This is a genomic window from Acidovorax sp. NCPPB 3576 (assembly GCF_028473605.1).
Lineage (GTDB): Bacteria > Pseudomonadota > Gammaproteobacteria > Burkholderiales > Burkholderiaceae_C > Paracidovorax.
The window spans coordinates 4012969-4028213 of the sequence record NZ_CP097267.1 but is presented as its reverse complement, the minus strand read 5'-3'; the positions used below and the strand labels follow the sequence as shown (position 1 = coordinate 4028213).

Genomic DNA, 15245 nt, shown 5'->3' with positions numbered 1-15245 from the left:
CGCCACGCCGCTCCCTCGGGACCGTTGAAGCGATAGACCCCCGAAGCGGCAGGAGCACCATGTTCCTGCCGCTTTTTTCATGCAAGGACGCGTGGATGCAAAACCGCAAAGTGATTTGGCTGGCCGTGGTTCCGCTGGCGCTGGTGGCCGCGCTGGCCGGCTGTGGCGAGAAGAAGACCGAGCTGGGGCAGGGCGGGTCGGTCGTGACCGGCTCGGCCGGCCCGGAAGGGGCGCGCAACGCCGCGCGCGAACTGGTGCGCTGCGATGCGCCCGTGGCCACGCTGGCGCTGGCTGAGAACCCGAACGGCTACATCATGGGTTCGGGCTACCAGTTGCCGGCCTCGCCCGTGCCGCTGGTCAAGCTGCTGGCACAGCAAAGCGGCTGCTTTCGCGTGGTGGACCGCGCGGCCGGCCTGCGCGGCACCGTGCAGGAGCAGGAGTTGAAGGACGCAGGCGTGCTGCGCAAGAATTCCACCGTGCAAAAAGGCCGGGGCTACGAGGCGCAGTACACGCTCACACCCAGCCTGACGTTCAGCGAACAGGACGCGGGCCGGGGGCTGTCCGGCGTCATCGCCATGATTCCGGTGCTGCGCGACATCGCGGGCCTGGCCGGCCTGGTCGAGCAAGTCAAGTTCAAGGAGGCGCAGACCGCGTTGCTGCTGTCCGACAACGAAACCACCGAGCAGGTGGCGGCCTCCACGGGCGCGGCACGCTCCACCGACCTGGGCGTGGGCGGCCTGGTGTTCGGCAAGCTCGGCGGCGCGGCCGGCGCAGGGTGGAGCAATACCAACGAAGGCAAGGTGATCGCCGCAGCCTTCCTTGATGCGCACAACCAGCTCGTCACGCAGGTGCGCGCGCTGCAGGCCAAGGACATGCCGCCACCCGTGGCCACGGCACGCAAACCTTCGGGAAGCTGAGTCACCCGGGGCGGCGCGCCACCGCAGGCGTGGCGCCGGGGTGAGTGATGCAACGGCAAGGACCGGGCTGCCGGCATGTGGCACGCATCGTGCTGATATCTCCGGCCCTGTCGCGCAGGCCTGCCTGTGGCCGCAGAGGGCAAACCCCCATGCATGCGGCATGCGGGCTCAGCCGTACATGCATCACAATCTGGGCCATCGCCCAGGCAAAAGGATTCCCTGTGTCTCACGCGTCTCCCTTTCTGGCCAACCCCGAGCAATGGTTGCGCTATATGCCGGCGGCGCAGCATCAGCGCCAGGAGTTGAGACTGGTCGAGAACGCGTGGGACCACCTGTCCCTGCTGTCATCCCTGTCGTTGCTGTCCTCCAAGGCGTCTTCGGGGCACGATCTGGCGCAAGCCCGCCGGGACTTTGCGGCCCTGTCGGCCGACCTGATGCGCGGCCTGGCCGGCGAGGCCCTCAAGAACCGGCTCGATGATCTGGTGTCGCGCGCCCAGGTGTGCATCGACGTGCTGGTGCGCAACCTCTTCGAGCGCACGGCCGACATCGGCTTTTTCGCCACCGACGTGGGCGTGGCCGAATTTCTGGGCCACCCCGATCCCGACACCCGCCCCGGCATCGAGCCGCGCCTGCGCGAGTACGCCGACAAGTACACGGTGTACGGCAACATCTTCCTGTTCGACACCGCCGGCCGGCCCTGCGCCCAACTGCATGCGGTGGAGCCGCTCGCGTCGCACGGGCACCGGCAGGCCGACAGCGCCTTTCTGCAATCGGTGCTGCAAAGCCATGCGGCCTACGCCGAGCATTACGCGGTGCACGGCTTCAGTGGCCAGGAGGCCAAAACCCTGATGTATGCCCGCCGCGTGGAGGTCCAGGGCCACGCCGTGGGCGTGCTGTGCCTGCAGTTCAAGCTGGCCGATGAAATGCCGGCCATCTTCGATTCGGTGCAGGGTGGCGACGCGGTGCTGGCGCTCACGGACGCCGAGGGCCGCGTGCTGGTGTCCAGCGACCCGCTGCAGCTGCCGGCCGGCTGGCGGCTGCCGCAGGCTGCGGCGGCGGGCGTGCAGCCGATCCACCACGCGAGCCGGCGTTACCTGATGGCCGTGCGGGACACGCAAGGGTTCCAGGGCTATGCCGGGCCGGGCTGGCGCGGCGTGGCGCTGCTGCCGCTGGAGGTGGCCTTCGACGAGGCCGAGCAGGGCGATGCAGACGCCTTTCCCGTCGAATTGGCAGGCCACGCCGATGTGCTGTCGCAAGAGCTGCGAGACATTCCGGGGCGCTCGGCCACCATCCAGTCGGCGCTCGAACGCTCGGTGTGGAACGGCCTGCTGGACCTGCACCAGCTCGGCGGCGATGCGGCCGCGCCGCGCGAGCTGCAGTTCGCCAAGACCTTGCTGTCCGAGATCGGCGCCACCGCCCGCAAGACGGCCCTGGCCTTCGCGAGCGCCCTGCAGGACTTGTATGGCGTGGTCATGCGTTCGCTGCTGAGCGACGCCCAGGGCCGTGCGTCGCTGGCCATGCAGATCCTGGACCGCAACCTGTACGAGCGGGCCAACGATTGCCGCTGGTGGGCGCTGACGCCGCAGTTCGCGCGCACGCTGGAGGCCGGCACGCCGGGCTGCGAAAAAGCCACTGCCGTGCTGCAGGAGATCAACCGCCTGTACACCGTGTACGCCTGCCTGGTGCTGTTCGACCGCGAGGGCCGCGTGGTGGCCGTCTCGCAGCCCGGCCAGGCGCAGCAGGTGGGCGTGCAACTGGATGAGGAATGGGTGGGGCGCTGCCTGCGCCTGCAGGGCAGCCAGGGCTATGCGGTGAGCCGCTACGGGCCGAGCCGGTTCTACGGCCAGGGCCCGACCTTCGTCTATGCCGCTGCGGTGCGCGGCGAGCGGGGCGAACGCAGCGGTGAAGGCAACGGCCGCAGCGCCCCGGCTCCGCTGCTGGGCGGCATCGCCATCGTCTGGGATGCGGCCGAGCAGCTGTCGTCCATCCTCGCCGACTGCGCGGTGGGCGCTGGCGGGCGCGATGTGCTGGCGTTCGTCGATGCGCAGCGCGCGGTGGTCTGCGCCACGGACAACGCAGCCGATGCGGCCCAGGCGGCCCATGCGGCGCTGCCCGCATGGGCCGCCGGCCGCACCGAGCCGCGCATGGCGGTGCTCGGCCGCGACCTGTACGCCACGGGATTCGCGCGCGGCCAGGGCTACCGCGAGTTCCGCGCGCAGGACGGCTACGACCACGGCCTGGGCTGCACCGTGCTGCGCCATGTGTGCGAGCACCATGCCGCTGCGGCGCTGGCGCCTGCCCTGGCCACGGTGCCCGGTGCGCGCGCCGATGCGGCGCAGGGCCTGCAACTGGCCTCGTTCCGCATGGGCGCGCAGTGGTTCGGGCTGGAGGCCGCCTCGGTGGTCGAGGCCGCGCCCGATGTGACCGTGCTGCACGCGGGCGGCCTGCGCGCGCCGTTCCTCGGCCTGGCGCAGATCGGGCACCGCGTGTGCCCGGTGGTGGACCTGCGCAGCGTGATCGCCGGGCCGCAGGGCGTGGCGCCCGCGCCGGCGCTGCGCGGTGGCGACCCGAACCGGCAGATCGTGGTGGTGCGCGCGGCGCTGGATGATGGCCGCATGCAGGAGTTTGCGCTGCGCGTGGATGCGCTCGGCGCCATCCTCGAACTGGACCGCCGCACGCTGCAGCCGGTGGGCGTGGGGGCCGCCGCCGGTGCGGCGCCGCTGGTCGATGCCGTGGTGCCCGTGGCCACGGTGGGCGAGCCGGCCGGACGGGCCATGCTTTGCCGCATCTCGCCGCACTGGTTGCAGCAGTGCGCGGCCGGGGCGCTGGGGGATGCGCCGCGGCAGGATCTGCAGGCGCTGCTCGCCGCGGCGGCGTGACGCCCATTGCAAGGCTTCAAGATCCCGGAGTCCGTGCTGGTGGTGATCCACACCCCGGCGCTCGATGTGCTGCTGATCCAACGCGCGGGCGGTGGCGATCACTGGCAATCGGTCACCGGCAGCAAGGACTGGCCCGAGGAGCCGTTCGAAGACGCGGCAGCGCGCGAAGTGCGCGAGGAAACCGGCATCGATGCCCGCGCGCCCGGCTGCGTGCTGGCCGACTGGGCGCTGGAGAACGTCTATGACATCTGGCCGCAGTGGCTGCACCGCTATGCGCCCGGCGTGGTGCGCAACCGCGAGCGGCTGTTCGGCCTGTGCGTGCCGGCGGGAACGCCGGTGGTGCTGAGCCCGCGCGAGCATGTGGCGTGGCGGTGGCTGCCGTGGCGCGATGCGGCGCTGGCCTGCTTTTCGCCCTCCAACGCCGAGGCCTGCCTGATGCTACCGCGGTTCACGCCGCCCGCCGGGCCGGCGAGCTGGCCTGGCGCTACATCGGCCGAAGTCGCAGCACCGCCGCGAGGTCGGCCGGTTCGCTGAATGGCGAAGCAGGAGAAGTGGGCGCAGCCGATGGCCCGGGGCCCGGTGGCGCGCTCGCGGCGCTGGATGTGCGCAGCACCAGCTCGCCTGGTTTTCTTTCGGTGGCCTGCCCCAGCACGGCACGCGGCGTGGTCGTGCCGCAGCGCACGCGCAGGGCGTCGATGGCCTCCTGCCGCGCCGCTGCGTCTTCGATGCGGCCCGCATGCCGGGCCAGCATCTGCTGCGCCATGTCCAGCAGCTTGGTGTTGAGCGTGGTGCCGGCGGAATCGATCAATTGCGCCACCGCGCCGCCAGGGTCGCCCGACAGGCTCAGCGCCACCGCGTTCTCGGCGGTTTTGTTGATCTGGGGCAGGCAGCCGCGCACGATGTCCGCATATTCGTCGTGGACCTGGCAGGCATTGGCCATCAGCTCGCACAGCCCGCGCGTGTTGGCGTAGCGCATGCCGATGGCGGTGACCCACGCGGGGCCTTCGTGCAGGTCGATGGAGGTGGCCGCCAGCACGGCCAGCAGGCTGCTCAGATTGCAGGCGGCCTCGTAGTCGAAGTCGCCCATGCCGATCTCGCGCGCCATGGAGCGCACCCCCGCCACGGCCTGGGCGAACTGGCGCTGCTGTATCTGCTGCAGCACGGCGACGATTTCGCTGAAGCGCTGCACGCGCCGGCTGTCGCCGTGGCGCTCCAGGATGCGCGCGAAGTCGGCCATGCAGCGCTCCAGGCCCTTGCGGTCGTTGCCCGCGAAATGCGAAAACGCCAGCAGCACCAGCGACTGGTAGTCGAACAGCTTGGAGTCGATGCCCAGCACCGCCGCGCGCGACAGGGCCTTGGCCGCGGTCTCGCGGTCGCCCATGTAGTGGGCCATCATGCCGAGCTTTTGCAGCCGCACCACCGAGTCGGGCGTGAGGCTGCTGGCCGTGCGGTAGGTGGCCATGGCATCTTCGAAGTGGCCCATCTCGACCTGCGCGCGCCCCAGCACGTCATACGCGTCGGCGAACGAGGCGTCTTCCCCGATCAGCCCCTGCAAGGTGGTGATGGCCCGCGGCGCCTGGCCGGATTCGATCTGCGCCCGCGCCACCCCCAGTTTGGCCCAGGGCAGGGCGCGCGCCTCGATCACCGCCTCGAACAGGGTGCGGGCCTCGTCGTGCCGCGCCAGGCGCAGCAGCAGCTCGGTGCCGATGCGCGCGGCATACAGCCAGTAGGGCTTGCGCGCCTCGAAGCGCTCCACGCACAGCTGGGCGGCGGCCTCGAAGTCCTCCCGCCCGATGGCGTCGAAGATGGGGCGCAGGTGCGTCTTGCGCAGGCGGGCCAGGCCCAGCCGCTCGAACAGCGCGCTGGGCGTGAAGGGCTTGAGCAGGTAGCCGTCCAGCGCGGACTCGGCCGCCTCGGCCACCGCGGCGTAGGAGGCCTCGGCGGTGACCATGAAGAACACGGTGGAAAACGGCAGCATCTGGGCGCGCCGCAGGTCGTCCAGCAGCGTCTGGCCGGACTGCCCGGACTCGGCGAAATACTGCTCGCACAGCACGTAGTCGAACACGGTGTGCTCCAGCCGGCTGCGCGCGTCCTGCACCCGGCTGCACTGCACCACGCGGTGGATGCCGTATTCGCGCAGTTGCGCCACCAGGATGCTGCGCGACGTCGCGTTGCTGTCGATCACCAGCGCCTGGGATTCCGTAGGATCTGGTTCTTTGGCGGTGGCCATGGCGGTGCGACGCGCGTTCCGGTGAGCAAAGAACACAGTGTAGGGCGCGCGGCGCGGGCCCGAGGGTGGAAAAAAGCCCCTTCCCGCAGGCTGACACCGGAACGACGCGCGCCTGCGACACAATCGCGCCATGGACCCCTCCGACATCCTGCGCGTTGCCACCTACAACATCCACAAAGGGGTACAGGGCCTGGGCCCGGCCCGCCGCCTGGAGATCCACAACCTGGGCCATGCCGTCGAGCAGCTCGACGCCGACATCGTCTGCCTGCAGGAGGTGCGCAAGATGCACCGCCGCGAGCAGCAGTACTTCCAGCGCTGGCCCGACATGCCCCAGGCCGAGTTCCTGGCGCCCGAGGGCTACGAGGCGGTGTACCGCACCAACGCCGTCACCCGCCACGGCGAGCACGGCAATGCGCTGCTGTCGCGCTGGCCGGTGATCGGGCACCGGCACGAGGACATCTCCGACCACCGCTTCGAGCAGCGCGGCCTGCTGCATGTCGAGGTCGAGATCCACGGCCGCCGCGTGCATGCCATCGTGGTGCACCTGGGCCTGATCCCCGGCAGCCGCGTGCGCCAGGTGGCGCAGCTGCAGCGCTTCATCGCCCGCGAGGTGCCGCCGCACGAGCCGCTGGTGGTGGCCGGCGATTTCAACGACTGGGGCCTGCAGGTCAAGCGCGCGCTGGCGGCCTGCGGGCTGTACGAGTACGAGGAGGCGCCCCGCACCTTCACCTACCCGGCGCGCCTGCCCATGGTGCAGCTCGACCACGTGTACGTGCGCGGGCTCACGCCGCTCGGCCTGCACGTGCCGCGCGGGCGCATCTGGTGGCGCATGTCGGACCACCTGCCGCTCATCGCCGAGTTCCGCCTGTGAGCCGCGGGGTGCGCTAAAGCCATGTCGCATGCCGCCGCGCTGGGCGCGGACCACCGCGTCCGCCTGCTGCAGGGGTCCGAGGAACTGTTCGCGGCCCTCGTGGCCGACATGGACGCCGCCACGTCCGACATCCAGTTCGAGACCTACATCTTCGACTGCACCGGCACCGGCGCCGGCATTGCCCAGGCGCTGGTGCGCGCCGCCGAACGCGGCGTGCGCGTGCACCTGGTGGTGGACGGCGTGGGCACCGGCTCGCTGCCCGGCCCGTGGCCCGATCGGTTCCAGGCCGCGGGCGTGCAGATGCAGGTGTATTCGCCGGTCGGCACGCTGGGCCTCTTGCTGCCGCACCGCTGGCGCCGGCTGCACCGCAAGCTGTGCGTCGTGGACGGCTGCGTGCTGTTTTGCGGCGGCATCAACGTGCTGGACGACCTGCACGACCCCAACCACGGCGTGCTGGAAGCCCCGCGCTTCGATTTCGCGGTGCGCGCCGAGGGCCGGCTGGTGGCGCAGGCCGACGACGCCATGCAGCACGTGTGGTGGCGGCTCAAGGCCATGCGCGACGCGCGCCGCCATCGCCTGGCCGATGCCCTGCGCGATCTGCGCGCGGCTGCACAGGCCCGGCGGGAGCAGGAGCGCGCGGCGGATGCGGGCCCCGGCATGCGGGCCGCGCTGGTGCTGCGCGACAACCTGCGCAACCGCAGCCGCATCGAGCGCGCCTACCGCCGCGCCATCGCCAACGCGCGGCACGAGATCATCATCGCCAACGCCTACTTCGTGCCCGGCGGCAAGCTGCGCCGCGCGCTGGTGCTGGCCGCGCGCCGCGGCGTGCGCGTGCGCCTGCTGCTGCAGGGGCGCTACGAATACTTCATGCAGTACCACGCGGCCCGTCCCGTGTACGGCGCGCTGCTCAAGGCCGGCGTGGAGATCCACGAGTATTCGCCCAGCTTCCTGCACGCCAAGGTGGCGGTGGTCGATGCGCTGGGCGACCACCCCTGGGCCACCGTGGGCTCGTCCAACCTCGATCCGCTGTCGCTGCTGCTGGCGCGCGAGGCCAACGTGGTGATCGAGGACGCGGGCTTCGCCGCCGACCTGCGCGAACGTCTGGTGCACGCCATGGAGCACGCCGGCCAGCGCATGGACCCGCGCGCCTACGCCGAGCGCCCCTGGCGCCAGCGCGCGCTGGACCGCATCGCATTCGCCCTCATGCGCGCCGCGCTCTGGGTGACCGGCAACCGCTACTGAGCCGGCTCGGCTTGGGTTGTTTGCTATTATTTTAATAGCTTAACGCCCTAGAGGAATATGCGCTGGGGGCCAAAAACACTCGGCAAGCCGGGGCGGGCATTCGCTGGTACGATGCCGCCCATGTTCAGACAACTCGCCGCCGAATCGAACGACGCGCCGCCCGAAGAGGGCACGCCCGTTTCCGTCAAAATCCGCGAACGGCTGGCCGCGGCACGCAAGCGCTTCAATGCGAACGACAACATCGCCGAGTTCATCGAGCCCGGCGAACTGGAGTTGCTGCTCGACGAGGTCGAATCCAAGATGCAGGGCGTGCTCGACAGCCTGGTCATCGACACGGCCACCGACCACAACACCCAGAACACCGCGCGGCGCGTGGCCAAGATGTACCTCAACGAGGTCTTCAAGGGCCGCTACGCGCAGCAGCCGCCCATCACCGAGTTTCCCAACGCCGAGCACCTGAACGAGCTGATGATCGTCGGCCCGATCACCGTGCGCAGCGCCTGCAGCCACCACTTCTGCCCCGTGATGGGCAAGATCTGGATCGGCGTGCTGCCCAACGAGCACACCAACGTCATCGGCCTGTCGAAGTACGCACGGCTGGTGGACTGGGTCATGGGCCGCCCGCAGATCCAGGAAGAGGCCGTGGTGCAGCTGGCCGACCTCATCATGGAAAAGACCCAGCCCGACGGCCTGGCCATCGTGATGGAGGCCAGCCACTTCTGCATGTCCTGGCGCGGCGTGCGCGAGATGGACAGCAAGATGCTCAACTCCGTCATGCGCGGCGTCTTCCTCAAGGACCCGGCCCTGCGCCGCGAATTCCTCTCGCTCATTCCCGGAAGGAACTGACATGCTCGTCCGACTGCTTTACGCCAGCCGCGCCGTGGACCCCTCGCCCGACGCCATCGAAGCCATCCTCGCCCAGTCGCGCCAGCACAACCCCACCTGCGGCATCACGGGCGTGCTCTGCTACGGCGGGGGCGTGTTCCTGCAGGCGATCGAGGGCGGCCGCTCCGCGGTGAGCGACCTCTACGGCCACATCCAGAAGGACCCGCGGCACAAGAACGTGGAACTGCTGCACTTCGAGGAGATCCACGAACGCCGCTTCGGCGGCTGGACCATGGGCCAGGTCAACCTGACCCGCATCAACCATTCCATCTTGCTCAAATACTCCGAAAAGCCCGAGCTGGACCCGTATTCGGTGTCGGGCCGCGTGTCGTTCGCGCTGCTGGAAGAACTGATGGCCACGGCGTCCATCATCGGCCGCGCCTAGGCGGCCTGCCTCCCCCCTGTCACCCACCCGTCCCCCGAGGCCGCAGGCGCCATGCGCTGCGGCCTTCTGCATTCAGGCTTCCTTTCCCCTTTTTCAGCGCCGTGACCTTCAACGCCTTCGCGCTCATCCTGCTGGCCGGCCTCATCCATGCGTGCTGGAACATCGCGGCCAAGAAAGCGGGCGGCGATTCGCGCTTTGCCTTCTTCACCTCGGTGCTGATGATGCTGGGGTGGGCGCCGCTGGGCTGGTGGCTCGGGCGCGATGCCGTGCCCGAATGGGGCGCCAGGGAATGGGGCTTCGTCGTGGCCAGCGGCCTGCTGCACGTGGCGTACTACGTGATCTTGCTGCGCGGCTACCGGAAGGCCGACCTCACGGTGGTGTATCCGCTCGCGCGCGGCTCGGGGCCGTTGATGTCATCGCTCGTCGCGATCACGTTCCTGGGCGAGCAGATATCGCTGCTGGGGGGCCTGGGCATCGCGGGCGTGGTGGGCGGGGTGTTCCTCATCGCCGGCGGCCCCGCGCTCCTGCGCGCCGCGCACGACCCGGCCGCGCGGCAGCGGGTGCATGCGGGCATCCGCTACGGCGTGCTCACCGGCGCGTTCATCGCCAGCTACACGGTGGTGGACGGCTACGCGGTGAAGGTGCTGCGCATGTCGCCCATCCTCGTGGATTACATGGGCAACTTCGTGCGGGTGGCGGTGCTCGCGCCCGTGGTGCTGCGCGATCTGCCGGCCGCGCGCGTGCTCTGGCGCATGCAGTGGCGCTTCGCCCTGCTGGTGGCGGCGGTGAGCCCGGTGGCCTATGTGCTGGTGCTGTACGCCATGCAGGAGGCCCCGCTGTCGCACGTGGCGCCGGCGCGCGAGGTGTCGATGCTGTTCGCCGCGCTCATCGGCGGCCACCTGCTGGGCGAGGGCGACCGGGCCGCACGCATCGCCGGCGCGGTGCTGATCGCGGCGGGCGTCACCGCCTTGGCGCTGGGGTAGGGCATGGAGCCGGTTGCCAGCGCTGTGCCGCCGCTGCCGATGCTGATCGGCTGCGATTTCTCCAGCAGCCCCAGCCGGCGCAAACCCATCGTGGTCGCCAGCGGGCAACTGGCCGGCTCGCGCGTGGTGCTGTCGGGGCTGGAAACCTTCGACACTTTGGCGGGCTTCGGCCGCTGGCTGGCCGAGCCGCGCACGTGGGTGGGCGGCTTCGACCTGCCGTTCGGGCTGCCGCGCGAGCTGCTGGCGCACCTGGGCTGGCCGCTCACCTGGCACGCGAGCATGCAGCACTATCGGGGCCTGAGCCGCGCGCAGATCCGCGACACCTTCGCGGCGTTCTGCGATGCGCGCCCGGCGGGGGCCAAGTTCGCCCACCGGGCCGCCGACGGGCCGGCAGGCTCCAGCCCTTCGATGAAGTGGGTCAACCCGCCCGTCGCCTACATGCTGCACGCGGGCGTGCCGCTGCTGCTGGATGCCGGCGTGCACCTGCCCGGCCTGCATGCGGGCGACCCGGCCCGCGTGGCGCTGGAGGCCTACCCCGGCCTGCTGGCGCGCGAGATCCTGGCCCGGCGCAGCTACAAGAGCGACGACCGCGCCAAGCAGACGCCCGACCGCCTCATCGCCCGCAAGGACCTGGTCACGGCGCTGGAGAACGGCGCCACCCGGCTGGGGCTGCGGCTCAAGCTCACGCACGCGCAGCGCGATGCGCTGGTGGACGACGCCAGCGGCGACCGCCTGGACGCCGTGCTGTGCCTGGTGCAGGCCGCCTGGGCGGAGCAGCGCCACCGGCAGGGCGATGCGCTGTACGGCCTGCCGCCGGGGCTGGACCCGCTGGAGGGGTGGATCGTCTCGGCGCCCTGGGCTTGAGCCGGCCCCTTGCGTGGCCCGTTGAGCGGGGCCTTTGGCACGTGTGGGACGGCGCTTCACGCAAGGCCATCACAATGCACCTGTAGCGTTCCAGCCCGGCACCCGCCCATCGATCGCCCCCTCATTCCATGCCCTTGCTGCTCCATCGTCCCCGCCAGCCCGGCGCGTTCGCCCTGCGTTGCGCCGCATCGCTGATGGCGGCAGCGTGCCTTGCCGGCACCGCCTGGGCCGCGCCCGCGCCGTGGTACTTCTGGCGCAGCAAGGTGGACGGCAAGCGCGTCTGCGCCCAGGCGTCGCCAGGGCCGGGCTGGGCGCGCGACAGCACGCCCTACGACGGTCCGGGCTGCGAGGCGCGCCGCCGGGTGTTCGTCATCCCGATGCGTTGACAGCGCCGCAGGGCGTGACAGGACCTGCGCCGGGCCGCTCGCTACACGCCGGCCTGCTGGTGCCGCCATTCCTGGCTGCGTCCGCCGTAGCCGTAGGCGGCCGCGCGGGCATCGATCAGGTGGATGTAGCTCACCTCGTGCAGGTTCGGCACCAGCGCGGCGAACGCGGCATGGATCTCGCGCAGGTAGCGCGCCTTCTCGGCCTTGGTGTTGGTCTCGTCGGTGATGCTGATGTCCAGGTGGAAGGCGGCCTGGCCCAAATCGGCCAGCGAGACGCCGCCGATGAACCACTGGTCGGCCGCGATGAACTGCACCGTGGTGGCGATCACGGGCAGGGCCTTGCCCAGCACGTTCTGGGTGATCTCGGCGACGGCGGCGGTCGCCCGGCGGGCCAGGGCGGCATCGGCGGGGCCGGACAGGTGGATGGCGATGTGGGGCATGGTGCGGGTGCTCGTTGAAGGGATGCCGTGATTTTTCGCTGCATCCGCCTTCCTGAAAAGCGGGATTCATGGATACCATCCATCGGTTTTGCCATTGGATCTTCTGGACCATGCACGCCTTTCCCCTCGACCAGCTCCGCACCTTCGCCGCCGTGATCGACGCGGGCAGCCTCACAGCCGGCGCGCCGCGGGTGTTTTTGTCGCAGTCCGCCGTCAGCGAGCAATTGCGCAAGCTCGAAGAGCAGGCCGGCCAGTCGCTGCTGCTGCGCTCCAAGGCTGGCGTGCAGCCCACCGCGGCGGGTGAGCGGCTGCTGGGCCATGCGCGCCAGCTGCTCGCGCTCAGCGAAGCGGCCTGGCGCGATCTGCACGGCGTGGCGCTGCAGGGCACGCTGCGGCTCGGGGTCACCGATTACTTCCGCCCGGCCGATCTGGCGGGCCTGCTGGCGCGCGTGGAGGCGCAGTACCCGCAGGTGCGGCTGCAGGTCACGGTGCAGAAAAGCGGGCAGGTCGAAGCCGGCTATGCCGGCGGCGAATTCGACGTGGGGCTGACCATGGCCTTGCCCGCCGCGCGCACAACGGCCGGCGCGGCCCGTGCACGGCCTGCCGCCAAGGCCCCCGCGGCGAAGGCGTCGCTGCTGCGCCAGGAGGCCCTGCACTGGATGGCCGCCCCCGGCGCCACGCGCGTGCGGGGCGAGCCGCTGCGCCTGCTCGCGCTGCCCGACAGCTGCGCGCTGCACCAGTTCACCGTGTCGCTGCTGGAGCGCCGCCGGGTGCCGTACCGCATCGCGCTGCTGGCGTCCGGCGTGGCGGGGCTGCAGTCGGCGCTGGCGGCGGGCCTGGGCGTGGCCTGTCTCAATGCCTCGGCGCTGTGCCCTGGCGTGCGGGTGCTGCCGGCGCCCCACGGCCTGCCGGCTTTGCCGCAGGCGGGTTTCTACCTGTTGCCGCCCCGGTCGGGGGAGTCGGACTTCGTGCGCGAGGCGCGCGAGGTGCTGGCGGCAGGCTTTGGGTGAAGCCGGTGGAATGGATTGCTATTAAAAGAATAGCTATGTGCCATAGTGTTGATTGCTCTGGCGGCACTTTTCATTCAAATCGATGAAAGGCAGCCACGCACGCCACCGACCATGGGCGCGCAGCGGCACCCGCCTGCATGGCCCTGCCGGCACGCGGAGCGGGCCGGCTGACTACAATCGCGCTCCCCGAAAGGCGGCTGTCCCGGCCGCCTTTCGCGTTTCCATCCCCGGGACCATGTAGAGGACCACCATGTACAAAAACCTCGCTGCCACGCTCGTGGCCGCTTGCTGTTGGCTTTCCCCCGCCGTTTCCCTGGCCGCTCCGCCTGCCCAGGCCGCCCCGCCGGCCGTGGTGAAGGCCGGCTTCGTCTATGTCTCGCCCATCACCGAAGCGGGCTGGACGCGCCAGCACGACGAGGGCCGCAAGGCCGTCGAGGCCGCCCTGGGCGACCGCGTGCGCACCACGTTCGTCGAGAACGTGGCCGAAGGCGCGGACGCCGAGCGCGTCATCCGCGACCTGGCCGCCACGGGCCACCAGATCATCTTCACGCCCAGCTTCGGCTACATGGAGCCCACGCTGCGGGTGGCGCGGGACTATCCCGGCGTGAAGTTCGAATCCATCACCGGCTACCAGACCGCGCCGAACGTGGCCACGGCCAACGCCCGCTACTACGAGGGCCGCTACCTGGCCGGGGTCGCCGCCGGGCGCATGACGCGCACCAACGTGGCCGGCTACGTGGCCGGCTTTCCCATCCCCGAGGTGCTGCAGGGCATCAATGCATTCACGCTGGGCCTGCGCTCGGTCAATCCCCAGGCGACGGTCAAGCTGGTGTGGCTGGACGTGTGGTTCGACCCGCCCAAGGAGCGCGATGCGGCCATGGCGCTGTTCAACCAGAACGCGGACGTGGTGGCCTTCCACACCGGCTCCACGGCGGTGATGGCGGCGGCCCAGGAGCGCGGCAAGCTCGCGATCGGCTACCACTCCGACATGCGCCGCAAGGGGCCGGACGCGCAGATCCTCGCGGTCACGCACCAGTGGGGCGGCTACTACACCGACCGCGTGCGTGCCGTGGCGCAGGGCACGTGGAAGAGCGGCAACCTCTGGGGCGGCGTGCGCGAGGGCATGATCCGAGTGGAGGGCTTCGGCAGCAAGGTGCCGCCTGCCGTGAAGGCCGAGGTGCTGGCGCGGCAGGACGACATTGCCAAGGGGCGCTTTCACCCGTTCCGCGCGGGGGCGACCCCCGTGCGCGACAACACCGGCCGCGAGGTCATCGCCGCGGGCCAGACCCTTGGCGATGTGCAGATCCTGCAGATGAACTGGCTGGTCGAGGGCGTGCAGCGCTGATCCGGGCGGGGGAGGAGGGCCTTTCGAAGCCCTCTCGCTTTTGCCGCTACAGGTGGCGCGCCACCAGCTGTGGCAGCGACGAGGCCAGAAGGGCCACGCCCGACGCGGTGAGCAGGCCCAGCACGATCTGCCGGAAGGCCACGTCGCTCAGTCCGATGTACAGCCGCGTGCCGAGCAGCGTGGGCACGAGCATCGCCGGCGCCACGATGGCGAAGAACGGCAGCATGTCCCGCGTGACCATGCCGGTGCCCAGGTACGTGGCCATGGTGACCAGCAGCATCGACAGGTTGAAGTTCTGGATCACGGCGCGCTGCTGGTCCTTCTCGTAGCCGCGCAGGGTGCACCACAGCGTGGGCAGCGTGCCGGTGAATCCGCCGATGCCGCCCATCACGCCGCCGGCCAGCCCCACGACGCCATCGGCCACGCGGCCGCCCGAGCGGATGCGCGGCAGGCGCCTGGCCATCAGCATGGTCGGGCACCACAGCACCAGCAGGGCGCCCAGCAGCGTCTTGAACCACACCATGTCCAGGCGCGGCAGCAGCGCCACGCCCAGGGGGATGCCCAGCAGCCCGCCCAGCACGAACGGCGCCAGCGTGCGCACGTCGAAGCCGCGGCGCACCGACACCGCCGCGACGATCTGCCCGGTGAGCGCCCCGAACACGGCCAGCGCCGCCGCCAGGCGCGGCTCCAGCGTCCAGGCCCAGAACGACATGGCCACCATGCCGAACGCGAACCCCGACAGCCCCTGCACGAACCCGGCCACCACGGCCCCGATGCCCACCACCCAGTAGATCGTTTCCATTGCGCG

At 70.7% G+C, this 15245-nt stretch carries 15 protein-coding genes; 12 read left to right on the top strand and 3 right to left on the bottom strand.

The features are described 5' to 3' along the window. The first annotated feature begins 95 nt into the window (after positions 1-95). The 3 genes from M5C98_RS18375 to nudB all read left to right on the top strand — a co-directional run bounded on the left by M5C98_RS18375 (position 96) and on the right by nudB (position 4330). The gene (locus M5C98_RS18375; protein WP_272548892.1) at positions 96-917 is read left to right on the top strand and encodes a CsgG/HfaB family protein; all 822 of its coding nucleotides are present in this window, start codon (positions 96-98) and stop codon (positions 915-917) included. Positions 918-1138: 221 nt separating this feature from the next. Next, positions 1139-3796, top strand: a complete 2658-nt coding sequence (locus tag M5C98_RS18370) for a chemotaxis protein CheW (RefSeq protein ID WP_272548891.1) — start codon at positions 1139-1141, stop codon at positions 3794-3796. 6 nt (positions 3797-3802) lie between these two features. Continuing rightward, positions 3803-4330: a dihydroneopterin triphosphate diphosphatase gene (gene nudB, locus M5C98_RS18365; protein WP_272548890.1), complete on the top strand. Its 528-nt coding sequence runs from the start codon at positions 3803-3805 to the stop codon at positions 4328-4330. Here the strand turns inward: nudB and M5C98_RS18360 are convergent. Beyond that, positions 4281-6026 carry a response regulator gene (locus M5C98_RS18360; RefSeq protein WP_272548889.1) on the bottom strand — a complete coding sequence of 582 codons (1746 nt, stop codon included), beginning with the start codon at positions 6024-6026 and terminating at the stop codon, positions 4281-4283. The two genes, nudB and M5C98_RS18360, sit on opposite strands and share 50 nt — an antisense overlap. A gap of 130 nt (positions 6027-6156) precedes the next feature. On the opposite strand from M5C98_RS18360, the gene M5C98_RS18355 reads away from it, so the two are divergent. The 7 genes from M5C98_RS18355 to M5C98_RS18325 all read left to right on the top strand — a co-directional run bounded on the left by M5C98_RS18355 (position 6157) and on the right by M5C98_RS18325 (position 11642). Further along, positions 6157-6897 (top strand): endonuclease/exonuclease/phosphatase family protein, encoded by a 741-nt coding sequence (locus tag M5C98_RS18355; protein ID WP_272548888.1) that lies wholly within the window; start codon positions 6157-6159, stop codon positions 6895-6897. 21 nt (positions 6898-6918) lie between these two features. Then, complete coding sequence (gene clsB, locus M5C98_RS18350) at positions 6919-8139, top strand: cardiolipin synthase ClsB (protein ID WP_272548887.1); 1221 nt, start codon at positions 6919-6921, stop codon at positions 8137-8139. Positions 8140-8259: 120 nt separating this feature from the next. Further along, entirely contained in the window at positions 8260-8985 is a 726-nt protein-coding gene (gene folE / locus M5C98_RS18345) for a GTP cyclohydrolase I (protein WP_272548886.1), read from the top strand. A gap of 1 nt (position 8986) precedes the next feature. Then, positions 8987-9409, top strand: coding sequence for a BLUF domain-containing protein (locus M5C98_RS18340; protein WP_272548885.1), 423 nt, complete (start codon positions 8987-8989; stop codon positions 9407-9409). 101 nt (positions 9410-9510) lie between these two features. Continuing rightward, the gene (locus M5C98_RS18335) at positions 9511-10392 is read left to right on the top strand and encodes a DMT family transporter (protein ID WP_272548884.1); all 882 of its coding nucleotides are present in this window, start codon (positions 9511-9513) and stop codon (positions 10390-10392) included. Between the two features lie 3 nt (positions 10393-10395). After that, a complete protein-coding gene (locus M5C98_RS18330; protein WP_272548883.1) occupies positions 10396-11256 on the top strand; it encodes a DUF429 domain-containing protein in 861 nt (286 codons plus the stop codon). 194 nt (positions 11257-11450) lie between these two features. Further along, on the top strand, positions 11451-11642 hold the full coding sequence (locus M5C98_RS18325; RefSeq protein ID WP_272553332.1) for a hypothetical protein: 192 nt from the start codon (positions 11451-11453) through the stop codon (positions 11640-11642). Positions 11643-11683: 41 nt separating this feature from the next. Here the strand turns inward: M5C98_RS18325 and M5C98_RS18320 are convergent, their stop codons facing one another. Continuing rightward, the gene (locus M5C98_RS18320; RefSeq protein ID WP_272548882.1) at positions 11684-12082 is read right to left on the bottom strand and encodes a 4-oxalocrotonate tautomerase; all 399 of its coding nucleotides are present in this window, start codon (positions 12080-12082) and stop codon (positions 11684-11686) included. 110 nt (positions 12083-12192) lie between these two features. Here M5C98_RS18320 and M5C98_RS18315 point away from each other — a divergent pair, with 110 nt between their 5' ends. Together M5C98_RS18315 and M5C98_RS18310 are read left to right on the top strand one after the other, a co-directional pair. After that, the gene (locus M5C98_RS18315; protein WP_272548881.1) at positions 12193-13092 is read left to right on the top strand and encodes a LysR substrate-binding domain-containing protein; all 900 of its coding nucleotides are present in this window, start codon (positions 12193-12195) and stop codon (positions 13090-13092) included. A gap of 250 nt (positions 13093-13342) precedes the next feature. Further along, on the top strand, positions 13343-14437 hold the full coding sequence (locus tag M5C98_RS18310; protein ID WP_272548880.1) for a BMP family ABC transporter substrate-binding protein: 1095 nt from the start codon (positions 13343-13345) through the stop codon (positions 14435-14437). A 46-nt stretch (positions 14438-14483) separates the two neighbouring features. Here the strand turns inward: M5C98_RS18310 and M5C98_RS18305 are convergent, their stop codons facing one another. Further along, on the bottom strand, positions 14484-15239 hold the full coding sequence (locus M5C98_RS18305) for a sulfite exporter TauE/SafE family protein (RefSeq protein ID WP_272548879.1): 756 nt from the start codon (positions 15237-15239) through the stop codon (positions 14484-14486). Positions 15240-15245 lie beyond the last annotated feature (6 nt).

What these genes read in the sequence shown, in the direction of transcription:
- M5C98_RS18310 (WP_272548880.1), top strand. Translation starts at nt 13,343, where the DNA reads ATGTACAAAAACCTCGCTGCCACGCTCGTGGCCGCTTGCTGTTGGCTT.
- M5C98_RS18340 (WP_272548885.1), top strand. Translation starts at nt 8,987, where the DNA reads ATGCTCGTCCGACTGCTTTACGCCAGCCGCGCCGTGGACCCCTCGCCC.
- M5C98_RS18360 (WP_272548889.1), bottom strand. Translation starts at nt 6,026, where the DNA reads ATGGCCACCGCCAAAGAACCAGATCCTACGGAATCCCAGGCGCTGGTG.
- clsB (WP_272548887.1), top strand. Translation starts at nt 6,919, where the DNA reads ATGTCGCATGCCGCCGCGCTGGGCGCGGACCACCGCGTCCGCCTGCTG.
- M5C98_RS18325 (WP_272553332.1), top strand. Translation starts at nt 11,451, where the DNA reads ATGGCGGCAGCGTGCCTTGCCGGCACCGCCTGGGCCGCGCCCGCGCCG.
- M5C98_RS18355 (WP_272548888.1), top strand. Translation starts at nt 6,157, where the DNA reads ATGGACCCCTCCGACATCCTGCGCGTTGCCACCTACAACATCCACAAA.
- M5C98_RS18305 (WP_272548879.1), bottom strand. Translation starts at nt 15,239, where the DNA reads ATGGAAACGATCTACTGGGTGGTGGGCATCGGGGCCGTGGTGGCCGGG.
- M5C98_RS18315 (WP_272548881.1), top strand. Translation starts at nt 12,193, where the DNA reads ATGCACGCCTTTCCCCTCGACCAGCTCCGCACCTTCGCCGCCGTGATC.
- M5C98_RS18375 (WP_272548892.1), top strand. Translation starts at nt 96, where the DNA reads ATGCAAAACCGCAAAGTGATTTGGCTGGCCGTGGTTCCGCTGGCGCTG.
- M5C98_RS18330 (WP_272548883.1), top strand. Translation starts at nt 10,396, where the DNA reads ATGGAGCCGGTTGCCAGCGCTGTGCCGCCGCTGCCGATGCTGATCGGC.
- M5C98_RS18320 (WP_272548882.1), bottom strand. Translation starts at nt 12,082, where the DNA reads ATGCCCCACATCGCCATCCACCTGTCCGGCCCCGCCGATGCCGCCCTG.
- folE (WP_272548886.1), top strand. Translation starts at nt 8,260, where the DNA reads ATGTTCAGACAACTCGCCGCCGAATCGAACGACGCGCCGCCCGAAGAG.